Here is a 14,754-nt window from a genome sequence, read left to right on the forward strand (position 1 = left end):
TCCGACAGTTATGAACGAATCTTATATTGCGAGCTGAGCGGTTATCGCCGGATCTATCATTTGCTACAATCGCGCACCTTTAATATTGTGAACAAATGGGTTTTTAATGGCTCTGGCAGATACAAACACATCAACGGCAAAAGACGGCCACCGGCTTCGCCGTTCGCTAAAGGCCCGCCACTTAACGATGATCGCCGTCGGCGGCTCAATCGGAACGGGGCTGTTTGTCGCCTCAGGCGCGACTATCGCGCAAGCGGGGCCAGGCGGCGCGCTGCTGTCCTATGCGCTTATCGGCCTGATGGTCTACTTCCTGATGACAAGCCTCGGGGAGCTTGCCGCCTATATGCCGGTTTCCGGCTCTTTTTCTACCTACGGCGCCAATTACGTTGAGCCGGGATTCGGCTTTGCGCTGGGATGGAACTATTGGTACAACTGGGCGGTGACCGTCGCGGTTGACCTGGTTGCCGCGCAGCTGGTAATGCAGTACTGGTTCCCGGAAACGCCTTTTGGTATGCCGGATTGGATTTGGAGCGCGCTGTTCTTAACGCTCATCTTCTTCTTGAACTTTTTGTCGGTCAAAGGATTCGGTGAAGCGGAATTTTGGTTTGCGCTGATTAAGGTCGTTACCGTCGTTATCTTCATCGCGCTGGGCGTTTTGATGATCTTTGGCATTCTGAAGGGCGGCGAAAACTCCGGCTGGCACAACTGGACGATCGGCGATGCGCCGTTTGCCGGCGGCTTCTCGGCTATGATAGGCGTGGCGATGATCGTCGGCTTCTCATTTCAGGGCACTGAGCTTATCGGCATTGCCGCCGGTGAGTCAGCCGATCCGGGTAAGAATATTCCTCGCGCGGTGCGGCAGGTCTTTTGGCGTATTTTGCTGTTCTATATTTTCGCCATTCTTATCGTCAGCGTGCTTATCCCCTATACCGATCCGAGCCTGTTGCGCAACAATGAAACCGACGTCAGCGTGAGTCCGTTTACTTTGGTGTTCCAGCACGCCGGGCTGCTGTCTGCGGCGGCGATAATGAACGCGGTTATTTTGACTTCGGTACTGTCTGCGGGTAACTCCGGCATGTACGCCTCAACGCGCATGCTGTATGCGCTGGCGGCGGAAGGAAAGGCGCCGAGAATTTTCGCCAAGCTCTCTGCCGGTGGCGTACCGCGCAATGCGCTGATTGCGACGACGGTAGTCGCGGGGCTGTGCTTCCTGACTTCTCGCTTCGGTAACCAACAGGTCTACCTCTGGCTGTTAAACACTTCAGGGATGACCGGTTTTATCGCCTGGTTAGGCATTGCCGTTAGCCACTATCGCTTCCGTAAAGGATACGTTTCTCAGGGGCGTTCGCTGAGCGATCTGCCGTATCGCTCAGGTTTCTTCCCGCTGGGGCCGATTTTTGCCTTTGTCCTGTGTTTGATTATTACGCTTGGGCAAAACTATCAGGCGTTCCTTGAGGATAAAATTGACTGGACGGGCGTGGCCGCCACCTATGTTGGTATCCCGCTGTTTTTGGTCATTTGGTTTGGCTATAAGCTTGCTAAAGGAACTCGGTTTATAAAGTATAACGAGATGGAGTTTCCCAAACATATCGATCGCAATGAATAACGATCGTAGTCCCTCTTTTTAAGGCGGAAGTAAAAAGGCGTTTAACGGATAATGTTAACGCCTTTTTTATTTTCATTATAAGTTAATGCGTGAATGAATATAATCAGCATCGTGGTTTTAATAAAGCACATCTGCCATAAATATAAATATTTACTTATATAGAAATAAGTAATTGGTCATTTTAGGTAAATAATAACTTTTATTTATGATCTTTTTTATCCGTTAAAATAAGTCATACGTTGCATGTTTTCTCTTTTTAATTGTATTTATTGATTTTTTTGTGAACTTCTTCATGTTGTTTCTTATGCGGAACTGGCCGCCGTTAGTATCACATATTAACCACTCTTGATCGGGGGTATGGCTTTCGTGTTATGCTTAATGCCTTGGTGAAATGTAAACTAATAATAAATTAATGTAGCCGATTTCTTATTCTATTCGGTTGGAACTTGGTCGTTTTTATATTGGTCTTATGCTCTATTTCTCATCTGTTTTAAATTCAGCCCTTCAGGATGTTAAGGTAAGAAAAGAATGAAAAGGATACTGCTGTTATCTGTTTTAAGCGCTTCACTATTGTTAGGAGGCTGTGCGTCATTACAGCCCGGCACGGGCCGCTCTCAAAGTTCCACACAGAATAGTTCCGCATCTTATTCCAAACAGTTCCAGTCATGCTTAACGCGCTTAGACACGGTAAGAACGCTGGATGCCAACGTTTATCATCAATATAAACAACAGTTGGATAAAGATATGGAAGAGGCGACGCGCTATTTGAACGTGCGTTCCTCTTTGTCTGATGATATGTCGGGCGTTATGGACAGCATCTATCAGGCGAATCTTTCGCGAACCTGCCAAAAGATTGACTCTCAGCTAATGAGCCTGCTCATTGAGCGTGCCGACAGGAAGTGACACCATGAAATTACGCAGCTACCGCTTTATAGGATTACTGAGCGTCCTGGCGCTGATGGGATGTGAAACGCTAAAGCCGACAGCGCCGGGGCAAGATGAGTTTGCGTTCAGCGCCCAGGGAAATGCCGTTCAACAGGGAATGCTAAGCGGCTTGCAGGGATATCTGGTTCAGCTACAGGCTCAGAGCAACGACGGCGATTTGATTTCACAGCGCCGACTGGGAGAGCTGCTGAATGCTTCGGGCCAAGAACATCAGGGAAGGGCGCTGCTTTTGAAAGCCGCTAACGGCGGCGATCTCGATCTTCAGGTACGTCAGGGGGATGAGGACTTTAGCCGCGCGGACTATGCCAAAGCGTTTTCCTGGTACAGCAAGGCGGCCGAGCGGGGCAACGGCCATGCGCAAAGCCAGCTGGCGTATCTTTATCTCAACGGGCTAGGTACGGTGAAAAGCCTTTCTCAGGCCGTTTATTGGGACAGGCTGGCGGCGGAAAAGGGAATCGCCCGATCCCAAAATAACCTCGGGGCGGCCTATACGCGCGGCGAAGGCATTGAAAAGAGCCCTGCTCAGGCCTTCTATTGGTATTCCAAAGCCGCAGAGCAGGGGACTACGGAAGCCCAGTTCAACCTTGCGGGTTCTTATTATCTGGGGCACGGCGTGGCGAAAAATGACGAGCTTTCCTACGTTTGGTACTCCTGCGTAGCGCACGGCGATGATGAGAAGCTTGCTGCAAGGGCAAAAGAGATGATGAAGAAAATTGCTCCTGAGCTTAAACAGATGGGGAAGTACGCTTCGTCTCAGAGGCTGGCTGAAGAATATATGGGGAAATACGGCGAACGGAGCTAGCCGCCGGGCCGTTTCTCATTTTGCGTAATAAGCGTGACGCTCGATCCTACATGCCGGTAGCCGTTCGTCTACCGGCCATTTTCTCTCCGACGACGCTCCTCCTTTTTTATATCATTTGTTGATAATCATTCTCCTTTGCATTATTGTTTGCATTCTTTTAGGCCACGGGAAAGGGGCTTTGTAATGAAGCTATTTAAACGTACATTGACGAAATGCGTAGGGGCTTCCCTCTTGCTGGGAAGTTCTTTGCTGTTAAGCGCGGGCGCATGGGCTGAAACCATTACCGACGTGGCGGGGCGCCAGGTTGAGTTACCAAAAAAAGTTGACCGCATCCTTCTCGGCGAAGGCCGCCTCATTTATGCCGTCGCGCTGTTGGAAGGCGATAAGCCGCTTGCCCGCATTGCCGGTTGGCAGGGGGATTTCCGCAAGCTCGATCCGCACGCTTATGCCGCCTATAAGGCGAAGTTCCCTGAAATAGACGATATTCCTTTGATTGGCAACACCACCGCCGAAAGCGTCAGCGCGGAAAAGGTGCTGACGCTGCGCCCTGACGTTGCGGTGTTTGGCCTGTCCGGCCACGGGCCTGGGCGCAACAGCGAGCTGGTGGCCCAGTTGGAAAAGGCCGGCGTGCCGGTGGTCTTTATCGATTTCCGTACTTCTCCGTTGAAAAATACCGTTCCCAGCATGCGCATTTTGGGTAAAGCGCTGCATCGCGAAGCGCAGGCCGAACGCTATATCCAGTTTTATGAAGAAAACGTCGCCAAAATCACGAATGTGACGAAAGATATTGCCGAAGAGAACAAGCCTAAGGTGTTTATTGAGCTTAAAGCGGCGATGACCGGCGACTGCTGCAGCACGGCGGGCAACGGCAATATGGGCGATTTTATCGATCTGGCCGGCGGCAGGAATATGGCTAAAGGGCTTTTGCCGGGCGTGTTAGGCACGGTGAACCTTGAGAAAATCATTGCGACCAACCCTGACGTTTATATTGCCAGCGGCTCGCGTGCTGCCGACGCTAAAGATCCCGGCGTGAAGCTGGGGGCGGACGTACCCGAAGCGATTGCGCGCCAAAGCCTGCTTTCTATCCTTGACCGTAAGGGCATCAGCGCGCTTCCTGCGGTAAAAGAGGGAAGGACCTACGCCATTTGGCACAGTTTCTATAATTCGCCTTATAACGTTCTGGCGATCCAGGCGTTTGGCACCTGGTTCTATCCGGAGCAGTTTAAAGACGTCGATCCGAAAAAGACCATGGACGCGCTGTACAAAGAGTTCCTGGCGATTGAGCCTTCGGGGACCTACTGGGTAGCCCCTCAGCCAGAAAATAAATAACTTCTAATTAGAAAAATATCGTAGCAATGGTCGTTAATGAATGAGCGTAAGTACAGATTTGATGAAAGCCGAAACGCCAAATGAACAAAGCGTAATGGGGCGCTACCGCCACATTTTGCGCAGGCGCCTGATGGTTCTACTTTTAGTCACGTTGGCTATTTTAGGATCGGTGGTGTTGGACTTTATTATGGGGCCTTCGGGCCTGACGATAGGGGAACTGTGGCAAACGCTATGGCAACCGGAAACCGTTGACGCCGGTATTCAGGTTATCGTTTGGGATATCCGCTTGCCCTATGCGCTGATGGCGGTTGTCGTCGGCATGGCGCTGGGGCTTGCGGGCGCGGAAATGCAGACGATTCTCAATAACCCGCTGGCCAGCCCGTTTACGCTTGGGGTGTCTTCCGCCGCGGCGTTCGGTGCGGCGCTGGCCATCGTATTGGGGATAGGCATTCCCGGCGTCGATCCCCAGTGGTTTATTTCGGTGAACGCCTTTATCTTCGCTCTTCTTGCGGCCTTTATGCTGGACGCCGTTACCCGCTGGACTCGCGTAGCGACATCCGGCGTGGTGCTGTTCGGCATTGCGTTGGTATTTACCTTCAACGCGCTGGTGTCCATGATGCAGTTTATTGCTTCTGAAGATACGCTTCAGGGGCTGGTGTTCTGGACGATGGGCAGCCTGGCGCGGGCAACCTGGATCAAGCTTGCTATTTTGCTGGCCGTTTTTCTGGTGCTGTTTCCGTGGTCTATGCTCAACGCGTGGCGCCTGACCGCGCTGCGTCTGGGCGAGGATCGTGCGATTAGCTTCGGCATTGATGTGCGCCGCCTGCGCCTGTCAACGCTTCTGCGCATCAGCATTCTGTCCGCGCTGGCGGTGGCGTTCGTCGGGCCGATAGGCTTTATTGGCCTGGTTGCGCCGCACATTGCTCGCCTGATTTTTGGCGAGGATCACCGCTTCTATCTTCCCGCCAGCGCGCTTATCGGTGCGTTAGTGCTTTCTATGGCCTCCGTTGCCTCTAAGAACCTGATCCCCGGCGTGATTATTCCCGTTGGCATCGTGACGTCGTTGGTCGGCGTGCCGTTCTTCCTGAGCATTATTCTGCGGCACAGGGGGCAAGTATGACGGGCGGACTACAGGCCAAGCGCTTTTCTGCTGGCTATCCCAGAAGGCCGATTATTACCGACCTGGCTATTCCTCAACTGGAAAGAGGGGAAATTACGGTGCTTCTTGGGCCGAACGGCAGCGGGAAGTCGACGCTGCTGCGCGCTTTGGCCGGTTTGAATCAGGCTAGCGGCCAGCTGCTGCTGGACGGGCAGGATCTGATGCAGCAGCCCTTCTCCGAAAGGGCCAGACACGTCGTATACCTTCCCCAAACGCTACCGGCCGGCGTTCATCTTCACGTTCTGGAATCGATCGTGGTCGCACAGCGCGCATCCGGCGGCGTAAACGCTGGGCAGGGCGAGGCGGAAGTAATGGCGTTGCTGACGCAGCTTGGCATCTCGCATCTTGCTTTGAGCTATCTGGATCAGCTTTCCGGCGGCCAAAAGCAGCTTGTCGGGCTGGCCCAGTCGCTAATTCGTCAGCCTTCTTTGCTGCTGCTGGATGAGCCCCTCAGCGCTCTTGACCTTAACTATCAGTTCCACGTGATGGATTTGGTAAAGCGGGAGACGCAGCGCCGCAACATCATTACGGTGGTAGTGGTTCACGATATCAATATCGCTTTACACCACGCCGATCGGGTCCTGATGTTGAAAAACGGAGGCCTGGTCGCAAACGGCAGGCCGGAAGAGGTCATTACGCCGGAAAGCCTTGCGGAGGTTTACGGTGTGAGAGGGCGCATTGAGCGCTGCTCTCAGGGGCGGCCTCAGGTCATGATTGACGGCCTGGTTGGGCAAATCGTCAGCTGAGTTACCGCTTCCTTATCGATAAAAAACGCGCTAATGGCCGAGCCATTAGCGCGTTTTTGCTTATATGGCTATATCACGCCGTGGGGGCTCTTCTCGCCCGTTCCTGAACCGCCTGGCTTAGTAGCACATAGGCGCAGGCCACCATAAAACCGAGCATCGTTGACAGCGTGAGGATAATAGCCTTTCCGGGGCCATCCTTTTTAACCGGCCAGGAGGGGGTCATTTGATATCTGTAAGGCTGAAGCTTTGCGCCCCGAATGCTGATCCTTTCCATTTTATTCAAGCGCATTTCGCGGTTTTGAATAGAGGCGTTGAGCTGGGCGACGTCGGTAATCGACTGCTCTATTTTTAACTTTTGCGCCAGTCCGTCTGAGCCCAGCGCAACGGAATAGTCTGGGTCGTCTTTTACAGCCTGGCCATTGCTGTATACGGGCTGCTTGATCCCTGCGGCGTTGGCGACTTCCAGCGAGTAATTGAGGCGCTGAATGTTGATGTTGTGCTCATTTTCCAGCGCTTGGCGATCCAACCTGAGGCTGTCTTTTTCGGCCCCAATCCGAAGCTCCAGCGCGCTGATAAGATTCCTGATAACGTCTCTTTCTACCGCGTTGGACACGTAGTCGATGTACCCTTCCAGAACGGACTGTGCGTCTTCCGAGTTATCGGCGGTAAAGCTGAGCGTCCAGGACGTATATGGGAGTGCGTCCTTTTTATTGGTCGAGTTATTGGAGATAAGCTTGAGCCTTTCCATCGCGCTAACCATCAGATGACGTCGTTCGATGGGCGTGGCCTCTTTTTCGCCGAACGCCTTCTTTATATATAGCGACCGGCTTAAATATTTTTCCTGCAGCGCAGGGGAGTCGAAGCGTTTTATAAACTGCTGAAAAAGCGTCGCCGAGTCGATATCAGCCTTGATGTCCAGAACCTGAAGTTCAATCAGCTCTTTTCTAAGCTGGATAAGCTCGGGCATTTCAGGAGGAACGACGATGGCTTGGCTTGTCCACTTTTGCGGTAAAACAAACGTGGCGACTAAGCCGATAACGGTGAAAGCAAAGGTAATGGCAATCAGGCTTTTTTTGGCCGAGAGAAGGGCCTCTAATAGAGTAAAGAGATCTATTTCATCCTGCTGTGGCGCAGGGGCCGGGTATTTGTTTAGCGTATTTTCTATAACTGACATATGTAGTCCCTTTGCCAAACATAAGACAGAAACAGTTTTGTCGGCAAGATTGTTAGGCGTAGCGCGTTGTTTAATCCGTTTCTTAATCGCACCTAATTTACTTCTTTATAATTTCCCATACAAATAGTTACTTTGTGAAAATAAATATTAAATAATAGCCTGCATCTATTGACGTGTGCGGCACTTTGCCGATATTTAACTTTTTGGTACTTTTATTGAGGTCGAAGGCCCGCGCCGAAACGTTTCTTATAAAACGGATTAAGCAACAAAAAACGAAATTTGTTTCTAAAACGTTATCGCCTGACAAACGTATTGAATAAAGCCAAGCGCCCAATATGTATACGATTCGTCGAACAATATAATTATAAATTTTTTATATAACAAATAGTTACTTCCTAAAAAGAGAGAACTAACAATAGATAAAATCTATCATAAAAACAAAAATGATCGTTTTTAACGATCAATTATCTATTGTTTATCTTATTGATTATTAATAATAAAAATGGAGTCATTGCGTTGTGTTGAGATAAAAATATCGTGATTACAAAGTGTTGCTGCAACGCGATGGATACGGTCTGGTGTTGAAAAATTATTTAGCGAAAAGCGTATGCGGGAGGATTAAAAAAGAAATGGCAAATATAAAAAATCTCCCCTGAACGCGCGATTGAGTTAGCGCTCAGGGGAGATTAATGGCGTTGGAGACCGAATTGTCTAATTCAGCCGCACCTCTATTTTACCGACATTCCCGGTTTTGCGCCGCTGTCCGGCGTTAGCAGGAAGATGTCGCTGCCGCCGGGGCCTGCGGCCATCACCATGCCTTCTGATACGCCAAAGCGCATTTTTCTCGGCGCCAGGTTGGCGACCATCACGGTCAGGCGACCTTCAAGCGCTTTAGGATCGGGATAGGCGGACTTGATGCCGGAGAAGACTTGACGAGTTTCACCGCCCAGATCTAACGTCAGCTTCAAGAGTTTGTCCGAGCCTTCCACTTCCTCCGCCTGCTGAATCAAGGCAACGCGCAGATCGACTTTCGCAAAGTCGTCAAAGGTGATGGTGTCAGCGATCGGTTCATCGGCTAAAGGGCCTGCTGCGGGCGCTTTGGTCGCGCTTTGCATCGCCTGAAGGTCGGCTTTTGAGGACTCGACCATGGCGTCGATTTGCGTGCTGTCGATGCGGTTGAACAGCGCTTTAAACGCGTTGACCCGATGGCCCAGCAGCGGCTGCTCGATGCCGTCCCAGTGCAGCTCTTGATTTAGGAACGCTTCGGCGCGCTCGGTCAAAGAGGGGAGCACCGGCTTGAGGTAGGTCATCAGCACGCGGAACATGTTGATGCCCATCGAACAGATTAGCTGAAGGTCTTCATCTCGGCCTTCCTGCTTGGCGACGACCCAGGGCGCCTGTTCGTCAACGTAGCGGTTGGCGATATCGGCCAGCGCCATGATTTCGCGGATAGCCTTGTTAAACTCCCGCTGCTCATAGTATTCCGCAATCGTCGCCGCGGCTTGGGTAAATGTCTTATACAGCTCGCTGTCGGCCAGCTTATCCGCCAGCTTGCCGTCGAAGCGTTTGCTTATAAAGCCCGCGTTGCGAGACGCCAGGTTGACGACCTTGTTGACGATGTCGGCATTGACGCGCTGGACGAAGTCTTCCAGATTCAGGTCGATATCATCAATGCGGGAAGAGAGCTTCGCCGCGTAGTAATAGCGCAAGCAGTCCGGATCGAGGTGCTTCAGGTACGTGCTGGCCTGAATAAAGGTGCCGCGAGATTTGGACATCTTCGCGCCGTTGACCGTCACATAGCCGTGAACGCACAGGTTGGTCGGCTTGCGGAACTGGCTCCCTTCCAGCATGGCAGGCCAGAACAGGCTGTGGAAGTAAACGATGTCTTTGCCGATAAAGTGGTAAAGCTCGGCCTCAGTGCCTTCGCGCCAGTATTCGTCGAAGCTCAGATCGGGACGTCGGCTGCACAGGTTTTTAAACGAACCCATGTAGCCAATCGGCGCGTCCAGCCAGACGTAAAAATATTTGCCCGGCGCGTCGGGGATTTCAAAACCAAAGTAGGGAGCGTCACGCGTGATGTCCCACTGCTGCAGGCCTGCGTCAAACCATTCCTGCATCTTGTTGGCCACCTGCTCCTGCAGCGCGCCGGAGCGAGTCCAGGCTTGCAGCATTTCTTGAAATGCCGGCAGGTCAAAGAAGAAGTGCTCGGTCTCACGCATGACGGGCGTCGCGCCGGACACTACGGAACGAGGGTCGATAAGCTCCGTCGGGCTGTAGGTCGCGCCGCACACTTCGCAGTTGTCGCCGTACTGATCCTGCGCCTTACAGCGTGGGCAGGTGCCTTTAACAAAGCGGTCCGGCAGGAACATGGACTTTTCCGGGTCGAACAGCTGAGAGATGGTTCGGCTTTTGATAAAGCCGTTACTCTTTAAGCGACCGTAAATAAGCTCTGACAGCTCCCGGTTCTCTTCGCTGTGCGTAGAGTGATAGTTGTCGTAACTGATGAGGAAGCCGGCGAAGTCCTTCTGGTGTTCGCGGTTCATATCGTCAATCATGCTTTCCGGCGTAACGCCAAGCTGTTGCGCTTTGAGCATAATCGGCGTGCCGTGGGCGTCATCGGCGCAGATAAAGTTTATCTGATGGCCGCGCATTCGATGATAGCGAACCCAGATATCAGCCTGAATGTGCTCGAGAATATGACCGAGATGAATTGAACCGTTTGCGTAAGGGAGCGCACAGGTCACCAGTATTTTTTTCGCGACTTGAGCCATAGTTAACGTCTTAATCTTTATTGGTGAGTAATTGGGAACTTTCGATGTTAACTGATTGCGCCAGACTCGGCTAGGCCGTATCGCAGGGAAGGGCATATTTTTTACCTGCGGCTCTGCTTGCGGGGGAGCGCTGGCTTTTATTGGTAAAACCCGTTGATACCTTTGGGCTTGGCTTCTGTTATGCTAATAGACAGTGATTTCGCCATGCGGCCTACCGACGGCGAAACCTTTATTTGCTATCGTACTTGATAATAATAAGGAGTCGGGATGAGCGAACAATCCCAAAATGCGTTGACGCCAGACGCATTAAACCAGCTTGTGGCCGAGCGGCTTGCCGCGTTTAACCACCCAACGCTGAAGAAAAGCCTTGTCGAGATAAAAGCGCTGCACCACTGTGCGCTGTTGGATAACGTGTTGCACGTCGAGCTGCACATGCCGTTTGCCTGGCACAGCGGTTTTGAGGCGCTCAAGGCGGCGAAGGCCGATGAGCTTTTGAAAGCGACGGGGGCGAAGTCCATTGAATGGAAGCTGGTTTGCAACGTCGTTACGCTGAAGCGGGCGAACGATCAGGCCGGCGTTAAGGGCGTCAAAAACATTATTGCCGTTAGCTCCGGCAAGGGCGGTGTGGGCAAATCCAGCACGGCGGTTAATCTGGCGCTGGCGCTGGCGGCGGAAGGGGCCAAAGTGGGCATCCTTGACGCTGATATTTACGGCCCTTCGATTCCCACCATGCTTGGAACAACGCATGAGCGTCCAACGTCGCCGGACGGCGAGCACATGGCGCCCATCGTCGCGCACGGCCTGGCTACCAATTCAATCGGCTATCTGGTTGAGGACGGCAACGCAATGGTATGGCGCGGCCCGATGGCCAGTAAGGCGCTGCTGCAGCTGTTGCAAGACACGCTGTGGCCCGATCTTGACTATCTGGTTATCGATATGCCTCCGGGAACCGGGGATATTCAGCTGACCCTGTCACAAAACATCCCGGTCACCGGCGCTGTTATCGTAACGACGCCGCAAGACGTCGCGCTGGTTGACGCCATGAAAGGGCTGGTGATGTTTGAGAAGGTGCACGTGCCGGTGTTGGGCATCATTGAAAACATGAGCATTCACATCTGCAGCAACTGTGGTCATCAGGAAGCTATTTTTGGCACCGGCGGCGCTGAAAAACTGATTGCAAAGCACGGTAGCCAGCTGCTGGGGCAATTGCCGCTGCACATCAGCATTCGTGAAGATCTGGACCGCGGGGAACCCACTGTTGTTGCCCAGCCGAAGAGTGAAAATAGCCTCTTGTATCGTCAGGTAGCGGCGAAAGTCGCGGCTGAACTTTACTGGCAGGGACAGACGATCCCTTCAGAAATCAACATCAGAACCATGATGTAACGCCCTTCATTGCAGCCTGCCTTCCGCGTGCGTCGACGTTTGCTTGTGGCGCACGCGGTTATTAAATCATATACTTAAAGATAGAAACGTCGCGCCGCATCAATGATTATTTTCACCACGCTTTTCCTTTTAACGTTCGCGTTAATAGGAAAGACGTTATGATTTTTCAATAGAACGTGCGAGCGTGAGCTCTTTCAACTATGGCCAGCCACGTTAAGACGCGCGCGTTCAATGTGATAAGCATTAAAAGTAACCAGAATAGGACAGACAGGAGTTTAACCGTAATGAGACTATGCGACCGGGATATTGAAGCCTATTTGGACAGCGGTAAATTAAGCATTACTCCGCGCCCTCCCGAAACGCGTATTAACGGCGCTACGGTTGACGTTCGCTTGGGAAATCAGTTTCGCGTTTTTAGCGGGCATACGGCGGCCTACATCGATCTTAGCGGGCCAAAAGAAGAGGTTTCCGCTGCGCTGGAGCGCGTGATGAGCGACGAAATTAACCTGACGGATGATGAACCCTTTTTTCTGCATCCGGGAGAACTGGCGCTGGCGGTGACGCTGGAGTCGGTGTCGATTCCCGATGACCTGGTCGGCTGGCTGGACGGGCGCTCGTCTCTAGCGCGTTTAGGGCTGATGGTGCACGTTACCGCCCACCGTATCGATCCGGGATGGCAGGGTAAAATCGTGTTGGAGTTTTATAATTCAGGCAAGCTTCCGTTGGCATTGCGTCCGGGAATGGTGATCGGCGCGCTGAGCTTCGAGCCGTTGAGCGGCCCTGCGGCTCGTCCTTACCACTGTCGTGAAGATGCAAAATATAAAGATCAGCAGGGCGCAGTCGCCAGCCGTATAGATAAAGACTAGCGTTCTCTCGCTAGTGAATACACTTGACAGTAACCATTGGGGATAGTTGGGGATAGATGTCATGAGACGATTTTTAACCGCACTCGTCATCGTTTTGGTTGTCGTCGTAGCCGGAATGAGCGCGCTGGTTCTACTGGTCGATCCCAATGATTTTCGCAGCTACATGGTGAAAAAGGTTGAGGACAAGACGGGATACCACCTGAAGGTTGAAGGCGACCTTCGCTGGCACGTTTGGCCCCAGCTCAGCATTTTGGCCGGACAGATGTCGTTGACCGCGCCGGGCGCCGATTCACCGATTGTGAGCGCCGAGAATATGCGTCTGGACGTTGAGCTTATGCCGCTGTTTTCACATCAGCTGGTGGTAAAAAACGTCACGCTGAAAGGCGGCGTTATCCAGCTTCTGCCGCAAACGCAGGCGCAGACGGCAGAAAGCGCGCCGATTGCGCCGCCGGATGCAACGCAGGGGAAGGGCGTACCGGAGAACGGCAGCGCAGGCTCTCGGTGGGCGTTAGAACTTAATCAGGTGAAAATCTCTGACAGCATTCTGGTTTGGCAGCGAAGCGAAAATGACACGGTGACCGTGCGCGATATCAATATGACGCTGGAAAGAACCGATGACAGGGCCGCCGATCTTAACGTTAGCGCAAGGATTAATCGCGATCAGCGTGAGCTGGGTTTTTCTATGGACGGCGGTTTGAACCTTGTGGATTTCCCCCAGTCTTTAGCGGTGAATATCAGTAAGTTTGACTATCAGCTTCAGGGGGCGGGGATGCCCCAAAGCGGCATTAAGGGCGAAGGCGCTTTTGAGGCCGTTTATCAGCGTTCGCCTCAGTCCGTTCACATTGCGCCGCTATCGCTGACGGTAAACGACAGCCAGATTACGGCAGACCTCTCGGCGACGTTGGGAGAGACGCCGCATTATGCGCTGAAGGCAAACTCAGAAAGTTTGGATCTGGATGCGCTATTTTCGAACTCATTGGATAATAACGGTGGATCGGCGGTAAAAAATGAGACGCCGCGCCCCGTAACCTCCTCAGCAAACGGCCTTTCTGATGCGCTTGATTTGAGCGTGTTGAAGAGTTTTGACGCCACGCTTGAGCTTTCCGTCGGTTCTCTGACCTATCATAAAATCCCCTTGAGCGACGTAAGCCTGAAGGCGGTGAATAAAGACGGCGTATTGACGCTGGAAAACGCGACGGCGAAGGCTTTCAGCGGTGAGTTCGACGCCAAGGGCAGCGTTGACGGCACGAAGGCGCAGCCGACGATAGCCTTGGCCCCTCAGATTAAGCACATTCAGCTGGGAGAGTTGCTGAAAACGCTGGGCTATCCGCAAACCATGACCGGGCAGTTGACGATGCAGGGAAACTTTAACAGCGTCGGCTCTGAGCTTACCAGCCTGGAGAACGGGTGGCGCGGAAGCGCCCATCTGGTGGTTGACGGAGCACGGCTGCACGGCCTGAACATTCAGCAGCTCATTCAGCAGGCCGTGACGAGAAGCAATAAGGACGTGAAGGGGATGGACAACTACGAGCGCTATACCGAGGTACAGCGGCTGGTTGTCGATACCGTGCTTAATCGGGGGCAAGTGAAAGTCACCCGCCTTAACGGTGCGTCTGAACTGTTAACCGTCGCCGGTACGGGAACGCTAAACCTGCCGAAGCAGTACTGCGACATGAACTTGAATATTCGAGTGACGAAAGGCTGGGGCGGCAAGTCGGAGGTTGTGAACATCCTGCAGAAGACCACAATCCCGCTTCGTATATACGGGCCGTGGAGCAAGCTTAGCTACCAGCTTAACGTCGATCAGATACTGCGAGACCAGTTAAAGAGTCAGCTTGGGCAAGCGCTCGACAAGTGGCTTGATAAGAACAAGGACAAGCAGGAAAGTAAAGACGCGAAAAAGCTGCTGGAAAAGCTATTATAATCGACAGATCGTTAAAAACAGAAAGAGGCGCTTCATGCGCCTCTTTCTG

At 52.5% G+C, this 14,754-nt stretch carries 11 protein-coding genes; 9 read left to right on the plus strand and 2 right to left on the minus strand.

Features of this window, described 5'->3' with window-relative positions:
• Window positions 1–106 precede the first annotated feature (106 nt).
• From V8L73_RS07345 to V8L73_RS07370, 6 genes are all read left to right on the plus strand, one after another.
• A complete protein-coding gene (locus V8L73_RS07345; protein ID WP_027274455.1) occupies window positions 107–1,606 on the plus strand; it encodes an amino acid permease in 1,500 nt (499 codons plus the stop codon).
• 528 nt (window positions 1,607–2,134) lie between these two features.
• Window positions 2,135–2,509 (plus strand): hypothetical protein, encoded by a 375-nt coding sequence (locus tag V8L73_RS07350; protein WP_027274456.1) that lies wholly within the window; start codon window positions 2,135–2,137, stop codon window positions 2,507–2,509.
• 4 nt (window positions 2,510–2,513) lie between these two features.
• Window positions 2,514–3,353, plus strand: a complete 840-nt coding sequence (locus tag V8L73_RS07355) for a tetratricopeptide repeat protein (protein WP_347254521.1) — start codon at window positions 2,514–2,516, stop codon at window positions 3,351–3,353.
• A 183-nt stretch (window positions 3,354–3,536) separates the two neighbouring features.
• Complete coding sequence (locus tag V8L73_RS07360; RefSeq protein WP_027274457.1) at window positions 3,537–4,682, plus strand: ABC transporter substrate-binding protein; 1,146 nt, start codon at window positions 3,537–3,539, stop codon at window positions 4,680–4,682.
• A gap of 40 nt (window positions 4,683–4,722) precedes the next feature.
• Window positions 4,723–5,802 (plus strand): FecCD family ABC transporter permease, encoded by a 1,080-nt coding sequence (locus tag V8L73_RS07365; protein ID WP_027274458.1) that lies wholly within the window; start codon window positions 4,723–4,725, stop codon window positions 5,800–5,802.
• Entirely contained in the window at window positions 5,799–6,587 is a 789-nt protein-coding gene (locus tag V8L73_RS07370) for an ABC transporter ATP-binding protein (RefSeq protein ID WP_347254522.1), read from the plus strand. Before V8L73_RS07365 ends, V8L73_RS07370 begins: the two co-directional genes overlap by 4 nt.
• Window positions 6,588–6,660: 73 nt before the next feature.
• On the opposite strand, the gene wzz(fepE) is transcribed toward V8L73_RS07370, so the two are convergent.
• Complete coding sequence (wzz(fepE), locus tag V8L73_RS07375; protein WP_347254523.1) at window positions 6,661–7,761, minus strand: LPS O-antigen length regulator Wzz(fepE); 1,101 nt, start codon at window positions 7,759–7,761, stop codon at window positions 6,661–6,663.
• A gap of 728 nt (window positions 7,762–8,489) precedes the next feature.
• The gene (gene metG / locus V8L73_RS07380) at window positions 8,490–10,532 is read right to left on the minus strand and encodes a methionine--tRNA ligase (protein ID WP_347254524.1); all 2,043 of its coding nucleotides are present in this window, start codon (window positions 10,530–10,532) and stop codon (window positions 8,490–8,492) included.
• A 267-nt stretch (window positions 10,533–10,799) separates the two neighbouring features.
• Between metG and apbC the strand changes: the two genes are divergently transcribed.
• From apbC to asmA, 3 genes are all read left to right on the plus strand, one after another.
• A complete protein-coding gene (gene apbC, locus V8L73_RS07385) occupies window positions 10,800–11,915 on the plus strand; it encodes an iron-sulfur cluster carrier protein ApbC (protein ID WP_027274462.1) in 1,116 nt (371 codons plus the stop codon).
• A 284-nt stretch (window positions 11,916–12,199) separates the two neighbouring features.
• Window positions 12,200–12,781, plus strand: a complete 582-nt coding sequence (gene dcd / locus V8L73_RS07390) for a dCTP deaminase (RefSeq protein WP_027274463.1) — start codon at window positions 12,200–12,202, stop codon at window positions 12,779–12,781.
• A gap of 61 nt (window positions 12,782–12,842) precedes the next feature.
• A complete protein-coding gene (asmA, locus tag V8L73_RS07395) occupies window positions 12,843–14,705 on the plus strand; it encodes an outer membrane assembly protein AsmA (RefSeq protein ID WP_347254525.1) in 1,863 nt (620 codons plus the stop codon).
• Window positions 14,706–14,754 lie beyond the last annotated feature (49 nt).

Origin of the sequence: Leminorella grimontii (genome assembly GCF_039789245.1) — a bacterium.
In the GTDB taxonomy this organism is placed as follows: Bacteria; Pseudomonadota; Gammaproteobacteria; order Enterobacterales; family Enterobacteriaceae; genus Leminorella; species Leminorella grimontii.